Here is a 19,028-nt window from a genome sequence, read left to right as displayed (position 1 = left end):
CCCACCGACAAAAACGCCCCCCTTGGGGCCACTGAAACCACAGTGGCGCAAGTGATTTGGACGCGCCGCCATGGTGCAACACTCACGAATCACTGGGGCCAGTGAAACCACAGTGGCCCAAGAGATCGGTGCGCCACGCGGCGACCTTATGATGCGAGGGTGTCTGCCTCCTACACCTACACGTTCGAGGACATCCGCGACCGCCCGGTGGCGGTGATCGGGGCGGGAACGCTGGGCCGCCGCATCGCGGTGATGTTCGCCAGCCGTGGCGGCACCGTGCGAATCCACGCGCGCCGCGCCGAGCAGCTTGCGGCCGCAACGCAGTACGTCGCGGAGACCCTGCCAAGGGTGGTGCAGCACAGGGGCTTTGGCGACGTGGGCGTCGCGACGGCGGCGGCGTCGCTGGAAGAGGCGCTGGACGGCACCTGGCTCGCCGTGGAATCGGTGCCGGAGAAGCTGGAGATCAAGGTTCCCCTGTGGGGCCAGATCGACCGGGCGGCGCCGGCGGGCACCATCTTCGCGACCAACTCGTCGTCGTACCCGTCGCGCCTGATGGCCGAAAACGTCAGGGACAAAGCACGTTTGTGCAACATGCACTTCTACATGCCGCCGGAGGTCAACGCCGTCGACCTGATGTCCGACGGGCAGACCGACCGCGGGCTGCTCGACACCTTGCTGACGGTGCTGCCCGAATTCGGCGTCCATCCCTTCGAGGCGCGCAAGGAATCGACCGGTTTCATCTTCAACCGCATCTGGGCGGCCATCAAACGCGAGTCGCTGGCCGTCGTCGCCGAGGGCGTGGGCCGCCCGGAGGACGTCGACGGCATGTTCAGGGTCAACTGGGGTGTGCCGGCCGGGCCGTTCCAGATGATGGACCTCGTCGGCCTCGACGTCGTGCTGGACATCGAAAACCATTACGCCGCCGAGTTCCCGCACCTACCCGAGAGCGTGCGCGAACTGCTGCAAAGCTACGTCGACGCCGGCAAGCTCGGCGTCAAGACCGGCGAGGGCTTCTACACGTATTGATGCAACGCTCAGTTGCTCAGGACCAAGCGCCACTGGCCGGCGGCCGTACGGTCCCGGACACACCAAAAGTTGTTCCAGTCCCCCGGGGTTGACGACTTCACGCCCGGGCCGGCGTCCTGGCAGGCTTCCCGAGTGGGATAGCTGCCCTCGGTCTGAATGGTGTCCGCGTGGCTGACGCCCACGCCGACGGTCATCAACCCCGCGAATGCCAGTGCGCCGGCGGCGACGAATCGTTTCATCTGACCCAATCCTCCTGTGCTGCTGCGTGTAGCCACGCGATAGCGCGAGTGTAGTCACTTGACTACACTCGCGCAAGACCCGGCGCTATGCCCGCCGGGTCAGGTCGGCCAGCGCGAGCCGCGCGGCGTTGGCGCCGCACATGCCGTGCGCGCCCGGACCGGGCGGGGTGGCCGCCGAGCAGATGTACATGCCGGGCACCCCAAGGGAGTACGGCGACAGTGTGATTCGTGGCCCGAAGGTCAGCTGGCGAATGTCCTTGGCGCCGGTCATGATGTCGCCGCCGACATAGTTGGGGTTGTAGGCGGCCATCTGCGTCGTCGAGCGAACCGCTTGCCCGACAACGCGTTCGGCGAAACCCGGGGCGAATCGCTCGATCTGCGCGATGATCGCCGCGGTGGCATCCCCGGCGTAACCGTTGGGGACGTGCGCGTAGGTCCACACCGGGTGCGTATCGCCCACGGAGCGTTGCGGATCGGCCAGATACTGCTGACCAACCAGCACGAACGGCCGCTCGGGCATGCGCCCGGCATGGATCTCCCGCTCGGTCGCGGCCAGTTCGGCGTACGTCCCGGCCAGGTGCACGGTGCCGGCCCGGCGCGCATCCGGGTTCGTCCACGGCACGCCGCCCTCGACGGCGAAGTCGACCTTGAAGGCGCCGGGGCCCCGGCGAAAACTCGCGAACGGGCGGGAGACGCGGCCCGGCAGGCGATCTCCGAGGATCCCGGCGACCGCGCCCGGCGCCAGATCGAACATCGTGACATCCGCGGGCGGCAGCTGTGCCGCCGCCTTGACCCGGACGCCGGTCTCGATCTTGCCGCCCAGGTCAGTCAGCAGCGCCACCATCGCGTTGGTGATCGCCTGCGATCCGCCTTCGGCCACGGCCCAGCCGTGCCGGTGGCCCGCGGCGATGATGCCCATCCCGATCGCCGACGTCATCGGGTAGTGCAGCGGCCGGAAGGCATGGGCTGCAACTCCTCCGAACAACGCCTGGCCCTCGTCGGTGCAGAACAGCCGCGCGAACGTCGACCCGGGAAGCAGGGTGGGCACGCCAAATCGGGCCAGCATCAGGGGATGACGCGGCACCCGCAGCAGCGGACCCATGATGTCGTCGCTCAGGGCGTCGAACCGGCGGGCCGCGTAGCCGAACGCCAGCCGCCAGCGCGATCCGTCGCGCCCGAGGCCGGTCGCGGTCTCCTCCACCGAGCGGTGCAGCACGCCGGCGCCGCCGCCGTCGAGGGGGTGCACGCAATCGACCTCCGGCCAGCGCCAGGTCAGGCCGTACCGCTGCAAATCGAAGCGGCCCAGGAACGGCGATCCGACGGCCATCGGGTGGATCGCCGAGCAGTGGTCGTGCAGCAGGCCGGGCAGGATCGCCTCGGAGCTGCGCGCGCCGCCGCCGACGTCGTCGGCGGACTCGAGCACCGTGACTTGCACGCCCTCGGCGGCCAGGCAGATGGCGGCGGCAAGCCCATTGGGCCCGCCACCCACCACCACCGCGGTACTCATGGCACCATCCAACAGGAGTTTTCCCTTGGCTTTGTCCGCGGTACCCGCGCGCGATACCGAATCGTGTCGCTAGGGACAGTTTCTTCGCGATTGCGATGGCGAATCATATTTGCATGACGAATCGCGAACAGACCGTGTTTGAAGGTCCACTGCAGCAGCTTGCTCGCAGCGCGTGGCAGCTGCTTCTGCTCATTGGCGTCGCCGCGGTGGCGCTGGGTGTCATTGTCCTGGTCTGGCCAGGCAAGACGCTGTTCGTTGCGGGTGTCCTGTTCGGCATCTACCTGGTGGTTTCCGGGGTCGGATACATGTTTGCCGCGTTCGGCACGCATGCCGGTGTCGCAATGCGGGTGCTGTCGTTCATCACCGGCGTGGTGTCGCTGGTGCTGGGCTTCTTCTGCTTCCGCGAAGAATTCGAGGCGGTCTGGCTGTTGGCCATCTGGATCGGCATCGGCTGGCTGTTCCGTGGGATGACGCTGCTGGCCGCGGCGTTGTCGTTCGACCACATGCCCGGCCGCGGCTGGCAGGCGCTGTCCGGGCTGATCATCGTGATCGGCGGCGCCGTCATGATCATCTCGCCGCTGCGCTCGATCGCGATCCTGGCCCTCGTGGCGGGCTGGTGGCTGATCGTCATCGGCGTCATGGACGTGGTCTCGGCGTTCCAGGTCCGCAGCCGGGGCAAGCGCGTCGCGGAAACCGTCGGGGCCGCCGGTTCGGGCACCGTGGCGTAATTTCTTGGCCGCGAGCGGAACGCCACTGCGAAATTTCCCCCAGATTTTCGTAGTGGCGTTACGCTCGCGAACGTGCTAGGCCTGGACCGCAAGACAGCCCCGGCAACATTCTCCGCCGCGCAAGCGATCGGCCGACCTGCCGGTGGTACGTCATCGGGTAACCGATGAGTTTGTGAACCGCGCCGCCTCCGTATGGGTAAAGCGAGTGCTTACCTCGAGGCGAAACGATCGGCGAGGCGCCGCCCCAGTCGGTGGAGGAGTTCGTTCGCGAGCATGAAATCGCGTTCGGCGCCCGGCGGGAGGCCCGCCGAAATGGGTAGCGAACCTGTTGGGTTCGCCCCGATCACCGTGACCGGCGCGGCCGGCCGGCAAGGCGGCGCCGTCGTCGACACCCTTCTCGAGCAGCGGCATATGGTTCGCGCGGTCGCCCGAAACCCCAACGGCGACAAGGCATGCGCACCCGCGAGCCGGTTGGCCGCGTCGAGGACTTGTCGGCGCGGCTGAAACGGGTGGACTCGTGGCGATGAGTTTCGCCGCGCCGGCTCCTCGGTATTGGGCGACAGGACGGACATCCGGTCGGGTTCACGACGTCGGTCGTTCGCCGGCGCCGGATGTCGTCTACGGCTACCGAAGGGACTACAGCAATGAGCGCAATTCCAGAGACCCAGCGGGATCCGTCTCGAGGGCAGGCGGGATTCCGGATTTTCCTGCGTGCCTATGGCGTCTTGACGCTGGCGATATTTGTGGCGCTGTTCGTGGGCTTCATATCGCAGTCACCGCTGCTCGCGGAGCACGGCGGGGCGTTCAACTGGACGATCTGGAACGACGTGCGTTGCGGCAGTGAGCATCTGCACGTTCCGCCGATGCTGATGGTGATTTACATCGTGTGGGGGGTCTTCCTGCTGCTTGCCGCCCGCGACCCGCGCTGCTACGGGTCGTTTCTGAACTTCACGATGTGGGCCAACCTCGCGCATGGGCTGTTGATGGTCGCGCAGGCGGGGACGGAGCTCGATCATTATTGGAGCAAGTTTCTCACCGACATACCGTTTGTGCTGATCCTTTCGCTGGGCATTTACCTGTGGCGTCGCGCGGACAAGCGGCAATCGTCGCGGGCAACCGACAACATCGGGGCGTGAGGAATTCTGCGCGGGCAGCGCTGTCATGCGCGTCGAGTCGTGTCCGCTAGGCCTGGATGTCGGCGGTCACCGCGCCCGTCAGCCGGATCAGGTCCCGGGGTGACACTGCGACGTCCCAGCCGCGCCGGCCCGCGCTGCAGTACACCCGCTCCCAGGCGAGCGCGCCGGCGTCGACGACCGTGGGCAGCGGCCGGCGCTGCCCGAACGGCGAAATGGCGCCGACGACGTAACCGGTGGCCCGCTGGGCGGCCGCCGGTTCGGCCATGGACGCTTTGGCGACCCCCAGCGCGGCGGCGGCCGCCTTCAGCGACAGTCGGGACCCGGCCGGCAGCACCGCGACAGCCAGGCCGTCGGGCACCGCGATGACGAGCGTCTTGTAGATCTGCGCCGGCGCGATGCCGCCGGCTTCGGTCAGCGCGTGCACCGCCTCGAGGCCGAACGACGATTCGCGCGGATCGTGCGAGAACTTGACGACCTCGTGCGGCACGCCGGCCCTGACCAGCGCCGCGATGCCCGGCGTCGCCAAGCTACGGCCCGGTGTACCCCGGCGGGTTGACGCCGTCCACCCAGAAGTCGACGCCCAGCTTGGAGCCGGGAATGCAGTCGTACACCGACAGGTCGGTGACGCCGGATTCCACCAGCACGTCCTCGCACAGCAGCATGTTGCCGGTGTACTCGCGGGCGGGCTTGTTGAGGATGACGTAGGCCGCGTCGGAGTAGACCTCGGGCTTGCGGGCGCGGCCCATCGCCTCGTCGCCGCCGAGCAGGTTCTGCACCGCGGCCGTCGCCACCAGCGTGCGGGGCCACAACGTGTTCGACGCGATGCCCGCCTCGCGCATTTCCTCGGCAATTCCCAACGCGCACAACGTCATTCCGAACTTGGCCATCATGTAGGCGGTCGGCTTCAGCCACTCCTTGCCGAGCAGCACCGGCGGCGACAGCGTCAGGATGTGCGGGTTCTCCCGGCCCTTCAGGTGGGGGATGCAGGCCTGCGACACCGCGTAGGTGCCGCGCACCTGGATGCCGTTCATCAGGTCGAACCGCTTCATCGGCACCTCGGTGATGGAGCCCAGGTTGATCGCCGACGCGTTGTTGACGCAGATGTCGATGCCGCCGAATTGCTCGACGGTCTTGGCCACCGCGGACTCGACCGAGTCCGGGTCACGGACGTCCCCGACGATCGGCAGGGCCTGTCCGCCCGCCTCTTCGAGCTCCTTCGCGGCCGTGAACACCGTCCCCGGCAGCTTCGGGTGCGGCTCGGCGGTCTTGGCGATCAGCGCGATGTTGGCGCCGTCCTGCGCGGCGCGCTTGGCGATCGCCAGGCCGATACCGCGGCTGGCGCCAGAGATGAACATGGTCTTGCCATTCAGGGACATGGCGTCACATTAACGTCACGGCCGAACGGGTCGGATTCGGCCCGGGAAATAGCGGGCCGCCTGGCGCTGTTAAAGAAGTCGGTTTCTGATGCAGATGCGCAGCCCGGACAGACACTGTCGGGGGCAGCCTTTAGATTGGGAGGAGCAGCCTGGTGCCAACGGCGACGTGCCTGCTTGAGCGTCCGGCGGCGCCTCCGGTGCCGCCCGGCGACACCGCTGCAGAAGGGACCGTGTTAATCGAAATGGCCGATATTGACGGCGCGACCGACGTGGACACACCGGAGCCGGCACCGCCCGAGGAAACCGACGAGGAACTGACCGCGCGCTTCGAGCGCGACGCGATTCCGCTGCTCGACCAGCTCTACGGCGGCGCGCTGCGCATGACGCGCAACCCCGCCGACGCCGAGGACCTGCTGCAGGAGACGATGGTCAAGGCCTACGCGGGATTCCGCTCGTTTCGGGCCGGCACCAACCTCAAGGCGTGGCTGTACCGGATCCTGACCAACACCTACATCAACAGCTACCGCAAGAGGCAGCGGCAACCGGCCGAGTATCCGACCGAGGAGATCACCGACTGGCAGCTGGCGTCCAACGCCGAGCACTCCTCGACCGGGTTGCGTTCGGCGGAGGTCGAGGCGCTGGAGTCGCTGCCCGACAACGAGATCAAAGAGGCGCTGCAGGCCTTGCCGGAGGAGTTCCGGATGGCCGTCTACTACGCCGACGTCGAGGGATTTCCGTACAAGGAAATCGCAGAGATCATGGATACGCCGATCGGGACGGTAATGTCACGGCTGCACCGTGGCAGACGTCAACTGCGTGGCCTGCTCGCCGACGTGGCCAAGGAGCGTGGTTTTGCCCGCGGTCAGCAAGCGCACGAGGAGGTGTCGTCATGAGCGAGTTCGCCGGTCCCACCGAGCCGCGCGCAGACGACAGCCACTCCCACGGCCTTGGCTGCGCCGAGGTGATCGCCGAGGTATGGACCCTGCTCGACGGCGAGTGCACGCCCGAGGCCAAGGAGCGGCTGCGCCAGCACCTCGAGGCGTGCCCCGGCTGCTTCCAGCACTACGGGATCGAGGAGCGGCTCAAGGCCCTCATCGCGACGAAATGCACAGGTGAGAAGGCCCCCGAGGGCCTCAAGGAACGCCTCCGGCTGGAGATCCGCCGGACCACCATCATCCGCGGAGGCGAGTAGCGCCTAGCCGGAACTCGGGCTAGGAATTGGGCCGCTTGCCGTGATTGGCCTTGCTGTACTTGCGGTCGCGCTTCTTCCGGCCACGCTTGGCCATCGTCATCCTCCGTGATTGCTTCGTGACTCGTTGTCCGTCAAAAACGGGCGCCGGGCGCCCGTTAGCTTGCCTCACAGTGTCTCACGGCCGGCCGCCTGCGGTGTAACGCCCCGCGTCCCGCGGTCCGGACCGGTCCTGTGGTTCGATATACATGACCTTGATGCACCAGCAGCCAGCATGCGGACGAGTGGGGTGAAGATGGCGGAGGATGTTCGCGCCGAGATCGTGGCCAGCGTGCTCGAGGTTGTTGTCAGCGAGGGTGACCAGATCGGCAAGGGCGACACCGTGGTGCTGCTGGAGTCCATGAAGATGGAGATCCCCGTTCTCGCCGAGGTCGACGGCACCGTCAGCAAGGTGAGTGTGGCGGTGGGAGATGTCATCCAGGCGGGTGACCTCATCGCCGTGATCAGCTAAGGATTGGATGTCCACTCTCGGTGACCTGCTTGCCGAGCACACGATGCTGCCGGGCAATGCGGTGGACCATCTGCATGCCGTGGTGGGGGAGTGGCAGCTGCTGGCCGACCTGTCCTTCGCCGACTACCTGATGTGGGTTCGCCGCGACGACGGCGTGCTGGTGTGCGTCGCTCAGTGCCGCCCGAACACCGCGCCCACGGTCCTGCAGACCGACGCCGTGGGCACCGTCGTCGCCGCCGATCGGCTGCCGCTCGTCGACGAGACGTTCAACCCGGGCGCCACCCCGCGGGAAAGCAATGGCGCCCAACAACATTCATGGCAACTGCCCGGCCAGCACGTCGAGTCGTCGCCGGTGCGCTACGGCGGCCACGTCGTGGCGGTGGTGACGCGGCATCAGACCGCGGAAGCCGCCGACCGCACGCCCGGCCAGCTGGAGACCGCTTACCGCGACTGCGCCACCGATCTGGTGCACATGCTCGCGGAGGGCACCTTCCCCGACTCCGGCGACGTCGTCATGTCGCGCTCCACGCCGCGGGCCGGCGACGGCTTCATCCGCCTCGACGTCGACGGCGTCGTCGCCTACGCCAGCCCCAACGCGTTGTCGGCCTACCACCGGATGGGCCTGACGTCGGAGCTGGAGGGACACCACCTGGTCGACGTGACCCGCCCGCTGATCTCCGACCCGTTCGAGGCGCAGGAGGTGGCCGAGCACGTCCGTGACCTGCTGGCCGGCGGCCGGAGCATGCGGATGGAGGTCGACGCCGGCGGCGCCACCGTGTTGCTGCGGACGCTGCCGCTGGTGGTGCACGGCGCCAGCGCCGGCGCCGCGGTGCTGATCCGCGACATCACCGAGGTCAAGCGCCGCGACCGGGCCCTGATCTCCAAGGACGCCACCATCCGCGAGATCCACCACCGGGTGAAGAACAACCTGCAAACGGTGGCGGCGCTGCTGCGCCTGCAGGCCCGCCGCACCGCCAACGCCGAAGGGCGGGAAGCGCTGATCGAGTCGGTGCGCCGCGTGTCGTCGATCGCCCTGGTGCACGACGCGCTGTCGATGTCGGTGGACGAGCAGGTGAACCTCGACGAGGTCATCGACCGGATCTTGCCGATCATGAACGACGTCGCCTCGGTCGACCGGCCGATCCGCATCAACCGCGTCGGCGACCTGGGCGTGCTGGACTCCGACCGCGCCACGGCCCTGATCATGGTGATCACCGAACTCGTGCAGAACGCGATCGAGCACGCCTTCGATCCGGCGGCCCAGGAGGGCTCGGTGACGATTCGCGCCGAGCGCTCGGCGCGCTGGCTCGACGTCGTCGTGCACGACGACGGGCGGGGACTGCCGGACGGCTTCAGCCTGGAGAACTCCGACAGCCTGGGCCTGCAGATCGTGCGGACGCTGGTGTCGGCCGAGCTGGACGGCACGCTCGGGATGCGGCACGCCGCCGCCCGGGGCACCGACGTGGTGCTGCGGGTGCCGATCGGCCGCCGGACCCGGTTGCTGTTGTAGCTAAGTGCTGACGCACCCGTGCGGCTCGACGACCGTCGCGGCCGCGCCCGTACGCAACAGTGCGGCCCCGACGATCGTCGGGGCCGCACTGTTAGCGATCTGGGGTCAGACTCCGCTGCGGGCCTTCGTCCGGGCGTTGCGACGCTTGAGAGCGCGCCGCTCGTCTTCGCTCATGCCCCCCCAGACGCCCGAGTCCTGGCCGGTGTTCAGCGCCCAGGAAAGGCATTCCGTGGTCACCGAGCACCGATTGCAAACCAGTTTCGCGTCAGCGATCTGCGCGAGCGCGGGGCCGCTGTTCCCAACCGGGAAGAACAGCTCCGGGTCCTCGTCGCGACAGACCGCCTTGTGGCGCCAATCCATAAGTAGTTACTCCTCACTGAGTGCGCAGCAAGGCGCACGGCCAATTTTCTTCGCTGTTAACGCGTGCACAAGAAAAGGGTCCGCACCCCTACATAAATTTCTGCATGCAACCTTTCGATCGTTTCACAGGCTCAACAGATGTCAATAGTGTGAGTAAGCTCGTGGGCTATCTCACTTCAATGATTTCTTAGTCAGGCCCTTACACCGTTGTACTACACTGACGGGCCGCTTCTCGCGAACGATTTTCCGGGCGGTTTCGTTTGCCCAGGTCAGCGGTATTTTTTGCCGGGGGGCGCGACGACCGGCAACGCGTCGGGAACGGACCTGAACGTCATCGATTCGCGCAGGCCGAGGTAGTCGCCGTCGAACTGGCTGGCGACCGGCTGCCCGGTGGCGCTCACGCGCACGCAGGCGGCGTCGTCGTCGCGGATGAGCTGTTTGGGGCTGCCTTTGGGCCCCTTGCCGAGGAGTTGGCTGACCAGCCGCAGGGTGGGCATCACCTTCATCTCGGTGAGCGCGAACACACCCAGGCCCGATTCGAAGCTGCAGTCCGGGTTGGTCACCAGCGGCCGGCTGTTGCTGTAGGTCCACGGGCTGGTGTTGGAGACCCAGGCGAAGTGCACGCCGGGGACCGGATCGCGGCCGGCCAGTTCGACCGTCAGGGTGGGCTCGCGGCGCCTGAAGGCCACCGTCACCGGGATCGCCACGCGCCAATACCGCAACGCGTTGACCTTGATCCCTTTGTTGCGCTGGGCTTCCACCGCGGCGACCACCTCGGCGTCGACGCCCATCCCGGCGTTGATCACGGCCCACCGCTCGCCGCAGTCGATCAGGCTGATGCGGCGCCAGGTCGGGTGGCGGCGGTAGTCGTCGATCAGCTGGATGAGCTGGTTGGTGGCGGCGACGGGATCCGGCGAAATGCCGAGCGACCGCGCCAGCACGTTCGCCGAGCCGCCGGGGACCACCGCGAGCGCGGGCACTTCGCGCGCCGGCGTTGCCCCGGGGCGGCCCAGCATCCCGTTGACCACGCCGCTGACCGTGCCGTCGCCGCCGTGCACGACGACCAGGTCGATCCCGTCCTCTACCGCCCGCGCGGCGAGTTCGGCCCCGTGCCCGCGGTGGGTGGTGTGCTCCACGTTGAGCTGCAGGCGGCTTTTGAGCGCGTGGGCGAGCAGGTCGCGACCGGCTGGAGTGGTGGAAGTGGCTGTTGGGTTCACGATCAGCACGGCGCGCATGATGCACGAGCTTATGCGGGGCGGTTAAGGCCCCGCTTTGGGGCAAGCGCGCCTGGCTACGCTGACGCTGTGAATCCCGCCCCCGCCCCGTCGGTCGTGCGCGGCGCCGGGCTCCTCGTCGCGCTGCAGGGCGCGGCGGCCCTGGTCGTCGCCGCGGTGCTGGTGGTCCGGGGCATCGCCGGCGCCGACCAGCGCGTGGTCAACGGGCTCGGCACGGCGCTGTGGTTCGTCCTGGTCGGCGGCGTGGTGCTCGCGGCCGGGCGCGCGCTGGTGATCGGCAAGCGGTGGGGCCGTGGGCTGGCGGTGTTCACCCAGCTGCTGCTGGCACCGGTGGCCTGGTATCTCGCGGTCGGGTCGCACCGGCCGGCCTTCGGCATCCCGCTGGGCGTCCTGGCGGCCACGGTGTTGGTCCTGCTGTTCAGCCCGGCGGCGGTGCACTGGGCCGCCGGCCGGGATCAGGGCGGTTCGGCCAGCTCGGCCAGCCGCGGGCCGGACAGCCGATAGGTGGTCCACTCGCGCTGCGGCGCGGCGCCGACGCCGTCGTACAGCGCGATCGCGTCGGCGTTCCAGTTCAGCACCGCCCACGACAACCGCGTGTAGCCGTTGTCGAGGCATTGTTTGGCGAGCGCCGCCAGCAGCGCGCGGGCCAGGCCGCGGCGGCGAAACTCGGGCCGCACGAACAGGTCTTCGAGGTAGATGCCCGCGACACCGTCCCAGGTGGAGAAGTTGGGGAACCACAGCGCCACGGCGGCGATCTCGCCGTCGACTTCGGCGACGTGGCCGTGCACGGTCGGTGAATTACCGAAAAGCGCTGCGGAAATTTGTGTTTCGGTGACCGTGCATTGCTCCGCGGCGCGCTCGAATTCCGCAAGCGCGTGAATCATGCCGGTAATAGCGGCGGCGTCCGCCGGTGTGGCGCGCCGGATGTTTTCCGTCATTGCCCGACTTCCAGCGCGTTCAGGATGGTCGCGAATTTCGTTGTGGTTTCCGCGACTTCGGCGTCGGGATCGGATTCGGCGACGATCCCCCCGCCGGCGCGCGCCAGGGTGGTGCGGCCGTCCGCCGACAGCTGCGCGCACCGGATCGACACCACCCAGTGCCCGTTGCCGCGGGCGTCGCACCAGCCCACCGCGCCGGCGTAGAAACCGCGGTCGCCCTCCAGCTCGGCGATGAGCTCGGTGGCGGCCTTGGTCGGGACGCCGCCGACCGCCGGCGTGGGGTGTAGCGCCAAGGCCAAATCGATTGCGGTGGTTGATGCCTCGCGCAGCCGGCCGCTGATCGGCGTGCACAGGTGCCAGACCGCCGCGGTGCGGCTCAGTTGCGGTTCGGGGGCGATCACCAGCTCGTCGCACAGGGGTTCCAGCGCGGCGCGCATCGCGTCGATCACCAGCCGATGCTCGTGGCGGTCCTTGGCCGACGCTGCCAGTCTGGCGCCGTTGGCGGCATCGGTTTCGGGGTCGGCGGCGCGCGGGGCCGAACCGGCGAACGGTTGGCACACGACGCGATCGCCGGTGCGCGCGACCAGGAGCTCGGGGCTGGCGCCCACCAGTGTCACGCCCGCGTAGCCGTCGCCGGCGGCGGTGAGGTCGACGAGGTAGCCGTAGGCGGCCGGGTCGGCCGCGATGAGCCGGCGCAGGATCACCCGGGCGTCCAGGGGCGCGTCGGCGACCAGCCGCAATGCGCGCGCCAGCACCACCTTGTGCAGCGGGTTGCCCGGCGCGGCGAGTTCGTCTCGCGCGCGGGCGATCCGGTCGCGGTAGTCGGCCGGCGGCGGCAGCGCGGCGGCGACGCGCACCGGCGGCAGCGGACCCGTGGGCCAGTCGGGTGGGCCGGCGAGGGACCGCACGGCGTCCGGCACCATCAAGGCCGTGGGCCCGCCGACGTCGAAAGGCAACGCGCCCAACACTATTGGTGCCGCACCCGAGCGCAGCGCGGCCTGGGCCGCGCCGATGTCGTGATAGCCCGCGCGCACGCCGTCGGCGACCAGGGTCCCGCTCGGCCCGCACAGCGCGAACGGCGGCTGGATGGCGCTCACCCGGGCGCGATCGCCTGCGGGTTGCCCGTCAGTCCGAGCGCGGCGAGCTGGCGCACGCCGTGCTCGAACCCGCACACCGCGATCGAGCCGGCCAGCATCCAGAAGCGGCTGCCCTCGACGAGCGGCAACTCGACCCAGCGGGTGATCACCGAGCGCGAAAAATGGCTGTGGCCGACGAAAACGACGTCGCGCGAGCCCATGTGCCCCAACGCGAATTCGACGGCCGCATCCGCGCGGTCGCTGACCTGTTGCACGCTCTCGCCGCCGGGGCAGCCGTGGGTCCACACCAGCCAGTCGGGGTCCGTTTCGCGGATCTGCGGGGTGGTCAGCCCCTCGTAGGAGCCGTAATCCCACTCGGCGAGCAGGGGGGACACCTCGTCGATGGCCAGCCCGGCCAGCTTGGCGGTGGTCAGGGCCCGGATCCGGGGGCTGCTGATCACCAGCGGGTCGACGAGGTTCAGTTCCCGTAGGACGCGGCCGGCGAGCTCGGCCTGGACCCGGCCGTGATCGGTGAGCTCGAGGTCCGTCCGACCCGTGTGCTGGCCGGACTTGGACCACGGCGTCTCGCCGTGGCGCAGCAGGACCAGCCGGTGGTTGTAGATGCCCATGCCGACCGATTCTGCCGGACGGGCGTGGCCGAAGCGCTCGGCGTTCGAACATGCCAGGATGGGCACTGTGACCGCGGCAACAAGGAGGGGCGGGCGCTTGTGAGTAAGACCCGGGTACTGGCGGTGGCCAATCAGAAGGGCGGCGTAGCCAAGACGACGACGGTTGCCTCGCTGGGGGCGGCGATGGCGGACGAGGGCCTGCGGGTGCTGCTCGTCGACCTGGACCCGCAGGGGTGTTTGACCTTCTCGCTCGGCCAGGACCCCGACAAGCTGCCGGTGTCGGTGCACGAGGTCCTGCTCGGTGAGGTCGAGCCCAACGCCGCGCTGGTCGCCACGATGGAGGGAATGACGCTGCTGCCGGCCAACATTGACCTCGCGGGGGCCGAGGCGATGCTGCTGATGCGCGCCGGCCGCGAATACGCCCTGAAGCGCGCGCTGGCCAAGCTGGCCGACCAGTTCGACGTGGTCGTCATCGACTGCCCGCCGTCGCTGGGCGTGCTCACCCTCAACGGGCTGACCGCCGCCGACGAGGTCATCGTGCCGCTGCAGTGCGAGACGCTGGCGCACCGCGGCGTCGGCCAGTTCCTGCGCACGGTCGCCGACGTCCAGCAGATCACCAACCCGCAGCTGCGGCTGCTGGGTGCGCTGCCGACGCTGTACGACGCCCGCACCACCCACACCCGCGACGTGTTGCTCGACGTCGCCGACCGCTACGAAATGCCGGTGTTGGCCCCGCCGATCCCGCGCACGGTGCGCTTCGCCGAGGCCAGCGCCTCGGGCTCGTCGGTGATGGCCGGGCGCAAGAACAAGGGCGCCGTGGCCTATGGCGAGCTGGCGAAGGCGCTGCTCAAGCACTGGAAGACCGGCAAGCCGTTGCCGACCTTCGCCGTCGAGGTCTAACTCGCGAGTGTGCGCTGACGGCCTTTGCGTGTGCGCTGACGGCGCTGTCCCTCGGCGTGTCGCCGCCCTGAGCGCACACGCAACGCCCTGAGCGCACACGCAACGCCCTGAGCGCACACAACCGGGCGCGTGCGTCAGCCCAGCGCCACCACGGTGTCGCCGCGCTGCTCGAATACCCGCGATCCCGAAACGGTCGGGACCACGGCGGCATCGCCGGGCGCCCGGTCCACCGGGATGTAGCGCTCGTTCGCGCCGGTGAGCGGGTCGTAGACGCCGATGGCGCCGGTGACCGGCACCAGCAGCCGGCCGGCCATCATCGCGCCCGGCCCCAGCGGCGCGGCGGTCTCGCCCTTGGCGATCGTGTAGCGCAGGGTCATGTTGGTCGCGTCGAAGACCATCAGGGAGTCGCCGGTCCACCAGGTCACCAGGTTGCCCGTCTGCGACACCGCCGCCGAGCTTGACGGCGGCCGGGGCAGCAGCGTGCTCGCCACGGTGGTGCCGGTGTCGTCGACCACCTCGACCCGGGGCTGCGGCGACGGCAGGTACACCGCGGTGGTGTTCTCCCACACGGCGAGCACCCGGGCCCCCGAACCGGCCGCGATCCCGGGTTCGGCGACGACGTGTTGCTGCGGTTCGTCGTCTTCCTTGCCGGGGCGCAACAGGACCAGCCGCAGGTCGGCCTGCTGCGCGCAGCTCTCCAGCACCGAAACCGCCGACGAGCTGGCTGCCGCCGAGATCAGCCGGCACCCGGAGTGCAGCCCCCGCGCCGACGGTTTCACCCGGGCGTCGGTCTCGCCGTAGGCCAGCATCCGGACCATGTCGGAGCGCCACAGCTCGAGCCGCGTGTCGCCCGTCGACAACACCGTCGTGCCGTCGGAGGACAGGCGCACGCTGGGATCGGCGTAGCCGCTGCGGGCGGCCCCCCGCCGGCCCGTGGACCCGTCGACGGTGCTGACCTGCCCGCAGCCGCGGTCGTCCTTGAAGACGGCGACGGCGTAGTGGTACACCCACGACACGCCGCACAGCGCGCTGTCGCGCGCGTAACTCCAGCGCGACTGGCCGGTGCCGGGGTCACGCCCGTCGACGCGGCGGCCGTCCCCCGTCACGACGGCCCCGCTGACCACCACGGGCGCGGTGGTGCCGGAGCTTCGTGCGGTCCACAGTTGCTTCAGCGCGGCGGGGACGTCCCGGGCGGGGGTCGGGGCGGGCACCGGAATCAGGGCGGGGCGGCTGACCGTGGCCCGGGCGTCGCTGGTCCACCAGATCAGCGCAGCCGCCAGGGCGATGACGATGGCGATCGCCGCGGCGGCCAGGGCGTCGCCCTTGGTCCGGCGTTCCGGTTTGACCATGCGGCGGCGCGTGGCTCAGTTCGTGGCGGTGGCTGTGGTCGGTTGCGAGGCCGGCTTGCGGCGACGGCGGCGGCGCCGGGGGGTCCCGGCGTTGGCCGTGGGCGCACCGGAGGTCGTCTCGGACGGCGTGTCACCGTTGGTGCTTGCCGGGTGCCCGGTGGCGGGCTGGCCGCCGCGGGTGCGCCGCCGTGGCGGCCGGTTGCGGGCGCGGGCGGGCTTCTCGTCGCCGCGGCGTTCGGCCGGGCCTTCGGTCGAACCCCTGCGGTCGGTGTCCCGGCGCTTGCCCTGCGACTTGCGCGGCTCGCCGATCGTGCCGCCGGCTTCGGCGGGGATGCCCAGCTCGGAGTACAGGTGCGGCGAGCTCGAGTAGGTCTCGGCCGGGTCGGGGCTTTGCAGGCTCAGGGCCTTGTCGATCATCGTCCAGCGGGGCAGCTCGTCCCAGTCCACCAGGGTGACCGCGACGCCGGTCTTGCCGGCCCGGCCGGTGCGGCCGATGCGGTGCACGTAGGCCTGCTCGTCCTCGGGGATCTGGTAGTTGATCACGTGGGTGACGTCGTCGATGTCGATGCCGCGGGCGGCGACGTCGGTCGCGACCAGCACGTCGATGTCGCCGGTGCGGAAGGCCTTCAGCGCCTTCTCGCGAGCGATCTGACCCAGGTCGCCGTGCACGGCTCCCACCTTGAAGCCCCGCTCGGCCAGTTCGTCGGCGACCTTCTGCGCGGTGCGCTTGGTGCGGGTGAAGATCATCGTCGCGCCGCGGCCCTCGGCCTGCAGCACGCGGCTCACCAGCTCGACCTTGTCCAGGGCGTGCGCGCGGTAGACGAACTGCTCCGTGGTGTCGTGCGTGGCGGCCGAGTGCGGCGCCTCCGCACGGATGTGGGTGGGCTGGTTCATGAAGGTGCGGGCCAGCGTGATGATCGGGTCCGGCATGGTCGCCGAGAACAGCATCGACTGCCGCTCTGCGGGGATCTGGCGCAGGATCCGCTCGATGTCGGGCAAAAAGCCCAGGTCGAGCATCTCGTCGGCCTCGTCGAGCACCAGCGCCGACAGCCCGCCCAGCTGCAGGTGGCCCTGCTGGCACAGGTCGAGCAGCCGGCCGGGGGTGCCGACCACGACGTCGGCGCCGGCGCGCAGCGCGTCGATCTGCGGCTCGTAGGCCCGTCCGCCGTAGATGGAGACCACCGACAGGGCCCGGCCGTCCTCGGCGGTCAGGTACTTGGCGGCCGCCGCCAGGTCCTCGGTCACCTGCAGGCACAGCTCGCGGGTGGGCACCACCACCAGCGCCCGCGGGGCGCCGTTGAGCGGCCGGTGCGCGGCGCCGTCGGTGATGCGCTGCAGCAGCGGCACGCCGAAGGCCAGGGTCTTGCCCATGCCGGTGCGGGCCTGGCCGATCACGTCGTCGCCGGCCAGCGCCATGGGCAGGGTCAGTTCTTGGATGGCAAAGGGGCGTTCGATCCCCTTTTCGGCCAGTGCGCGGACGATTTCGTCGCGGACGCCGAGGTTGGCAAAAGTCAGTTCAGTTGTGCTGTTAAGTGCGGTCATACGGGGGGGACAAGCCTTTCGGTGACGGTATCGGTGCTGTCGGTGTTTCTCTGTCGCGGTCACGCGCGCACGAGTTCTGACTCCGAATACGTCGCCGAGTCGCGGCCCTGGAACGGTCTGGGCCAGCTGTGCACGCACATTTCGCCGGTACTGGCGATTGGAGATTGAAGAATTCAGCCAATACCTGTGTCCATGATAGCTGGTCGAAAGCCGGCACCCATTTCGTCCTAATCCCGCCGACTACAGTGTTGCCATGACCCCGCCCCTCTCCGGGCCCTCGCACGCCGATCAGGTGGACGATCCGCCCGCTTCTCGGCTGTCGGCAGATCACCCGGGCGTCAACGAGTTGTTCGCCGTGTTGGCCTACGGCGAGGTCGCCGCCTTCTACCGGCTCACCGACGAGGCGCGGATGGCGCCCGATCTGCGCGGACGGATCTCGATGGCCAGCATGGCCGCCGCCGAGATGCAGCACTACGAGCTGCTGCGCGACGCGCTGGAAAGCCGCGGCGTGGACGTGGTGGCGGCGATGTCGAAGTACGTCTCGGCGCTGGAGAACTACCACCGGCTGACGATGCCGAGCACGTGGCTGGAAGCGCTGGTGAAGACCTACGTGGGTGACGCGCTGGCCGCCGACCTGTACCTCGAGATCGCCGACGGGCTGCCCGACGAGGTCGCCGACGTGGTGCGCGAGGCGCTGTCGGAGACCGGGCACTCGCAGTTCGTGGTCGCCGAGGTGCGCGCCGCGGTGACCGCCAGCGGCAAGCAGCGCAGCCGGCTGGCGCTGTGGTCCCGTCGCCTGTTCGGCGAGGCGATCACCCAGGCGCAGTACGTGCTGGCCGAGCACGACGAGCTGGTCGACCTGGTGGTGTCCGGCCCCGGGGGCCTTGGCCAGCTCACCGCGTTCTTCGACCGCCTGCAGCAGACGCACGACCGGCGGATGCGCGAACTCGGCCTGAGCTGACGCCTAGCGGGCGCAGGTCGCCACGGGGCCGTTGTTGGCCGACAGCGCCACCGGTTGGCCGGCGGCATTGACGACCGAGCAGTTGAGCTGGCCGTAGAAGCTGGTCGCGACCACCGACACCGTCGTCACGCCCGGGTTGAGGACGATCACCTTCGACCAGGGCAGCGACACGTTGAACTCGGAGTGCGGGTAGCCCCGGGCATCGGTGTAGACGACGTTGACCAGGTCCAGCAGCTGTTTGGACCCCGTCACGCTGTAGACGACGGTGCGCGGGTTCAGCGCGACCGGGGGCGGGGTGCCCGGCGGCACGGGCGCCGCGGTGGGCGTCTGCGACGGCACCGGGCTGGGTGACGCGCTGGGCGGCGGCGGCGTCACGGTGGTCACCGTCTCGGGCGGCAGCGGGGTCGGCGACGCGCTGGGCGGCGCGGTGGTTTTGGGTGTGGGGGCCGCGGAGGTCAGCGGCGGCGGGACGGGCGGCCCGACGGTCGCCTTGGTGGACGCGCTGTCCCCGCTGTTGATGATGACGGCGGTGGCGATGGCGCCGACGGCCACCACGGCGCCGAGGATCGCGGCGGCCGGGCGCCAGCGGGTGTCGGTCGGCCAGGCGAGATCGCCGTAGCCGTCCAGCACGTCGGTGTCGGCTCCGTCGTAGTCGTCGTCGGGGTAGTCCTCGATGCGGTCGGAGACCGGGCCGAGACGATCGGTGACCATGTGTCTGATGGTGCCGATGTTACCGATGTGATTTGGCGGGCCGGGGCGGTGCGCGGCGCGGTGACCGAGCTGGGAGGGAATCGTTATCTTCTGGCTGCCGCGTTT

Annotated in this window: 24 protein-coding genes; 11 read left to right on the top strand and 13 right to left on the bottom strand. The window is 69.5% G+C overall.

Annotated elements, in window-relative coordinates; translation table 11 throughout:
• The first annotated feature begins 159 nt into the window (after nucleotides 1-159).
• Entirely contained in the window at nucleotides 160-1,026 is an 867-nt protein-coding gene (locus AWB89_RS13815; RefSeq protein ID WP_085174313.1) for a 3-hydroxyacyl-CoA dehydrogenase family protein, read from the top strand.
• Nucleotides 1,027-1,034: 8 nt separating this feature from the next.
• On the opposite strand, the gene AWB89_RS13810 is transcribed toward AWB89_RS13815, so the two are convergent.
• Nucleotides 1,035-1,265, bottom strand: a complete 231-nt coding sequence (locus AWB89_RS13810) for a hypothetical protein (protein ID WP_085095962.1) — start codon at nucleotides 1,263-1,265, stop codon at nucleotides 1,035-1,037.
• Between the two features lie 85 nt (nucleotides 1,266-1,350).
• Nucleotides 1,351-2,772, bottom strand: coding sequence for a phytoene desaturase family protein (locus AWB89_RS13805; protein WP_174627832.1), 1,422 nt, complete (start codon nucleotides 2,770-2,772; stop codon nucleotides 1,351-1,353).
• Nucleotides 2,773-2,885: 113 nt separating this feature from the next.
• On the opposite strand from AWB89_RS13805, the gene AWB89_RS13800 reads away from it, so the two are divergent.
• The 3 genes from AWB89_RS13800 (at nucleotide 2,886) to AWB89_RS13790 (ending at nucleotide 4,636) form a co-directional block, all read left to right on the top strand.
• Complete coding sequence (locus AWB89_RS13800) at nucleotides 2,886-3,500, top strand: HdeD family acid-resistance protein (RefSeq protein WP_085095958.1); 615 nt, start codon at nucleotides 2,886-2,888, stop codon at nucleotides 3,498-3,500.
• 192 nt (nucleotides 3,501-3,692) lie between these two features.
• Nucleotides 3,693-4,004, top strand: a complete 312-nt coding sequence (locus AWB89_RS28395; protein ID WP_308206664.1) for an NmrA family NAD(P)-binding protein — start codon at nucleotides 3,693-3,695, stop codon at nucleotides 4,002-4,004.
• Nucleotides 4,005-4,144: 140 nt separating this feature from the next.
• Nucleotides 4,145-4,636 carry a DUF6632 domain-containing protein gene (locus AWB89_RS13790; protein WP_142282531.1) on the top strand — a complete coding sequence of 164 codons (492 nt, stop codon included), beginning with the start codon at nucleotides 4,145-4,147 and terminating at the stop codon, nucleotides 4,634-4,636.
• Between the two features lie 46 nt (nucleotides 4,637-4,682).
• Here AWB89_RS13790 and AWB89_RS13785 read toward each other — a convergent pair whose 3' ends face one another.
• Both AWB89_RS13785 and AWB89_RS13780 read right to left on the bottom strand, forming a co-directional pair.
• Nucleotides 4,683-5,162, bottom strand: coding sequence for an aminoacyl-tRNA deacylase (locus AWB89_RS13785; protein WP_085174304.1), 480 nt, complete (start codon nucleotides 5,160-5,162; stop codon nucleotides 4,683-4,685).
• A 1-nt stretch (nucleotide 5,163) separates the two neighbouring features.
• A complete protein-coding gene (locus AWB89_RS13780; protein ID WP_085095952.1) occupies nucleotides 5,164-6,012 on the bottom strand; it encodes an SDR family oxidoreductase in 849 nt (282 codons plus the stop codon).
• Between the two features lie 242 nt (nucleotides 6,013-6,254).
• Between AWB89_RS13780 and AWB89_RS13775 the strand changes: the two genes are divergently transcribed.
• Together AWB89_RS13775 and rsrA are read left to right on the top strand one after the other, a co-directional pair.
• The gene (locus AWB89_RS13775; protein ID WP_162293312.1) at nucleotides 6,255-6,905 is read left to right on the top strand and encodes a sigma-70 family RNA polymerase sigma factor; all 651 of its coding nucleotides are present in this window, start codon (nucleotides 6,255-6,257) and stop codon (nucleotides 6,903-6,905) included.
• On the top strand, nucleotides 6,902-7,204 hold the full coding sequence (gene rsrA, locus AWB89_RS13770) for a mycothiol system anti-sigma-R factor (protein ID WP_085095948.1): 303 nt from the start codon (nucleotides 6,902-6,904) through the stop codon (nucleotides 7,202-7,204). The genes AWB89_RS13775 and rsrA overlap by 4 nt, the downstream gene beginning before the upstream one ends.
• Before the next feature lie 19 nt (nucleotides 7,205-7,223).
• Here the strand turns inward: rsrA and AWB89_RS28445 are convergent, their stop codons facing one another.
• Nucleotides 7,224-7,298 (bottom strand): 50S ribosomal protein bL37, encoded by a 75-nt coding sequence (locus AWB89_RS28445; RefSeq protein WP_003416889.1) that lies wholly within the window; start codon nucleotides 7,296-7,298, stop codon nucleotides 7,224-7,226.
• Nucleotides 7,299-7,496: 198 nt separating this feature from the next.
• Between AWB89_RS28445 and AWB89_RS13765 the strand changes: the two genes are divergently transcribed.
• Nucleotides 7,497-7,712, top strand: a complete 216-nt coding sequence (locus AWB89_RS13765) for a biotin/lipoyl-binding carrier protein (RefSeq protein ID WP_068233869.1) — start codon at nucleotides 7,497-7,499, stop codon at nucleotides 7,710-7,712.
• A 7-nt stretch (nucleotides 7,713-7,719) separates the two neighbouring features.
• Entirely contained in the window at nucleotides 7,720-9,222 is a 1,503-nt protein-coding gene (locus tag AWB89_RS13760) for a sensor histidine kinase (RefSeq protein ID WP_085095946.1), read from the top strand.
• A 105-nt stretch (nucleotides 9,223-9,327) separates the two neighbouring features.
• Here AWB89_RS13760 and whiB1 read toward each other — a convergent pair whose 3' ends face one another.
• Together whiB1 and AWB89_RS13750 are read right to left on the bottom strand one after the other, a co-directional pair.
• Nucleotides 9,328-9,582, bottom strand: a complete 255-nt coding sequence (gene whiB1 / locus AWB89_RS13755) for a transcriptional regulator WhiB1 (protein ID WP_066962223.1) — start codon at nucleotides 9,580-9,582, stop codon at nucleotides 9,328-9,330.
• A gap of 269 nt (nucleotides 9,583-9,851) precedes the next feature.
• Nucleotides 9,852-10,817 carry a diacylglycerol/lipid kinase family protein gene (locus AWB89_RS13750; RefSeq protein ID WP_085174302.1) on the bottom strand — a complete coding sequence of 322 codons (966 nt, stop codon included), beginning with the start codon at nucleotides 10,815-10,817 and terminating at the stop codon, nucleotides 9,852-9,854.
• A 69-nt stretch (nucleotides 10,818-10,886) separates the two neighbouring features.
• On the opposite strand from AWB89_RS13750, the gene AWB89_RS13745 reads away from it, so the two are divergent.
• Entirely contained in the window at nucleotides 10,887-11,321 is a 435-nt protein-coding gene (locus AWB89_RS13745) for a hypothetical protein (protein WP_085174300.1), read from the top strand.
• Here AWB89_RS13745 and AWB89_RS13740 read toward each other — a convergent pair.
• The 3 genes from AWB89_RS13740 to AWB89_RS13730 are packed head-to-tail and all read right to left on the bottom strand — an operon-like array spanning nucleotide 11,273 to nucleotide 13,460.
• On the bottom strand, nucleotides 11,273-11,755 hold the full coding sequence (locus AWB89_RS13740; RefSeq protein WP_085174298.1) for a GNAT family N-acetyltransferase: 483 nt from the start codon (nucleotides 11,753-11,755) through the stop codon (nucleotides 11,273-11,275). The two genes, AWB89_RS13745 and AWB89_RS13740, sit on opposite strands and share 49 nt — an antisense overlap.
• Entirely contained in the window at nucleotides 11,752-12,852 is a 1,101-nt protein-coding gene (locus AWB89_RS13735) for an isochorismate synthase (RefSeq protein ID WP_085174296.1), read from the bottom strand. The genes AWB89_RS13740 and AWB89_RS13735 overlap by 4 nt, the downstream gene beginning before the upstream one ends.
• Nucleotides 12,849-13,460, bottom strand: a complete 612-nt coding sequence (locus AWB89_RS13730; protein WP_085174294.1) for an acid phosphatase — start codon at nucleotides 13,458-13,460, stop codon at nucleotides 12,849-12,851. Before AWB89_RS13730 ends, AWB89_RS13735 begins: the two co-directional genes overlap by 4 nt.
• A gap of 99 nt (nucleotides 13,461-13,559) precedes the next feature.
• Between AWB89_RS13730 and AWB89_RS13725 the strand changes: the two genes are divergently transcribed.
• Entirely contained in the window at nucleotides 13,560-14,360 is an 801-nt protein-coding gene (locus AWB89_RS13725; protein WP_085095936.1) for a ParA family protein, read from the top strand.
• Between the two features lie 134 nt (nucleotides 14,361-14,494).
• Here the strand turns inward: AWB89_RS13725 and AWB89_RS13720 are convergent, their stop codons facing one another.
• Entirely contained in the window at nucleotides 14,495-15,709 is a 1,215-nt protein-coding gene (locus AWB89_RS13720; protein ID WP_085174292.1) for an Rv3212 family protein, read from the bottom strand.
• A 15-nt stretch (nucleotides 15,710-15,724) separates the two neighbouring features.
• Nucleotides 15,725-17,251 (bottom strand): DEAD/DEAH box helicase, encoded by a 1,527-nt coding sequence (locus AWB89_RS13715; RefSeq protein ID WP_085174290.1) that lies wholly within the window; start codon nucleotides 17,249-17,251, stop codon nucleotides 15,725-15,727.
• A gap of 253 nt (nucleotides 17,252-17,504) precedes the next feature.
• Between AWB89_RS13715 and AWB89_RS13710 the strand changes: the two genes are divergently transcribed.
• The gene (locus AWB89_RS13710; RefSeq protein WP_085174288.1) at nucleotides 17,505-18,212 is read left to right on the top strand and encodes a ferritin-like fold-containing protein; all 708 of its coding nucleotides are present in this window, start codon (nucleotides 17,505-17,507) and stop codon (nucleotides 18,210-18,212) included.
• Nucleotides 18,213-18,215: 3 nt separating this feature from the next.
• Here the strand turns inward: AWB89_RS13710 and AWB89_RS13705 are convergent, their stop codons facing one another.
• Nucleotides 18,216-18,923, bottom strand: coding sequence for an MmpS family transport accessory protein (locus AWB89_RS13705; protein WP_085174286.1), 708 nt, complete (start codon nucleotides 18,921-18,923; stop codon nucleotides 18,216-18,218).
• Nucleotides 18,924-19,028: the final 105 nt, after the last annotated feature.

The organism is Mycobacterium paraense (assembly GCF_002101815.1).
Lineage (GTDB): Bacteria > Actinomycetota > Actinomycetes > Mycobacteriales > Mycobacteriaceae > Mycobacterium > Mycobacterium paraense.
The sequence above is the reverse complement of the archived record's forward strand: the minus strand, read 5'-3'. Positions and strand labels throughout refer to the sequence as shown.

Coding starts and splice junctions, on each gene's coding strand:
- AWB89_RS13810 (WP_085095962.1), bottom strand. CDS start 1,265: ATGAAACGATTCGTCGCCGCCGGCGCACTGGCATTCGCGGGGTTGATG.
- AWB89_RS13805 (WP_174627832.1), bottom strand. CDS start 2,772: ATGAGTACCGCGGTGGTGGTGGGTGGCGGGCCCAATGGGCTTGCCGCC.
- AWB89_RS13800 (WP_085095958.1), top strand. CDS start 2,886: ATGACGAATCGCGAACAGACCGTGTTTGAAGGTCCACTGCAGCAGCTT.
- AWB89_RS28395 (WP_308206664.1), top strand. CDS start 3,693: ATGGGTAAAGCGAGTGCTTACCTCGAGGCGAAACGATCGGCGAGGCGC.
- AWB89_RS13790 (WP_142282531.1), top strand. CDS start 4,145: ATGAGCGCAATTCCAGAGACCCAGCGGGATCCGTCTCGAGGGCAGGCG.
- AWB89_RS13780 (WP_085095952.1), bottom strand. CDS start 6,012: ATGTCCCTGAATGGCAAGACCATGTTCATCTCTGGCGCCAGCCGCGGT.
- AWB89_RS13775 (WP_162293312.1), top strand. CDS start 6,255: ATGGCCGATATTGACGGCGCGACCGACGTGGACACACCGGAGCCGGCA.
- rsrA (WP_085095948.1), top strand. CDS start 6,902: ATGAGCGAGTTCGCCGGTCCCACCGAGCCGCGCGCAGACGACAGCCAC.
- AWB89_RS13765 (WP_068233869.1), top strand. CDS start 7,497: ATGGCGGAGGATGTTCGCGCCGAGATCGTGGCCAGCGTGCTCGAGGTT.
- AWB89_RS13760 (WP_085095946.1), top strand. CDS start 7,720: ATGTCCACTCTCGGTGACCTGCTTGCCGAGCACACGATGCTGCCGGGC.
- whiB1 (WP_066962223.1), bottom strand. CDS start 9,582: ATGGATTGGCGCCACAAGGCGGTCTGTCGCGACGAGGACCCGGAGCTG.
- AWB89_RS13750 (WP_085174302.1), bottom strand. CDS start 10,817: ATGCGCGCCGTGCTGATCGTGAACCCAACAGCCACTTCCACCACTCCA.
- AWB89_RS13740 (WP_085174298.1), bottom strand. CDS start 11,755: ATGACGGAAAACATCCGGCGCGCCACACCGGCGGACGCCGCCGCTATT.
- AWB89_RS13730 (WP_085174294.1), bottom strand. CDS start 13,460: ATGGGCATCTACAACCACCGGCTGGTCCTGCTGCGCCACGGCGAGACG.
- AWB89_RS13720 (WP_085174292.1), bottom strand. CDS start 15,709: ATGGTCAAACCGGAACGCCGGACCAAGGGCGACGCCCTGGCCGCCGCG.
- AWB89_RS13715 (WP_085174290.1), bottom strand. CDS start 17,251: ATGACCGCACTTAACAGCACAACTGAACTGACTTTTGCCAACCTCGGC.
- AWB89_RS13710 (WP_085174288.1), top strand. CDS start 17,505: ATGACCCCGCCCCTCTCCGGGCCCTCGCACGCCGATCAGGTGGACGAT.
- AWB89_RS13705 (WP_085174286.1), bottom strand. CDS start 18,923: ATGGTCACCGATCGTCTCGGCCCGGTCTCCGACCGCATCGAGGACTAC.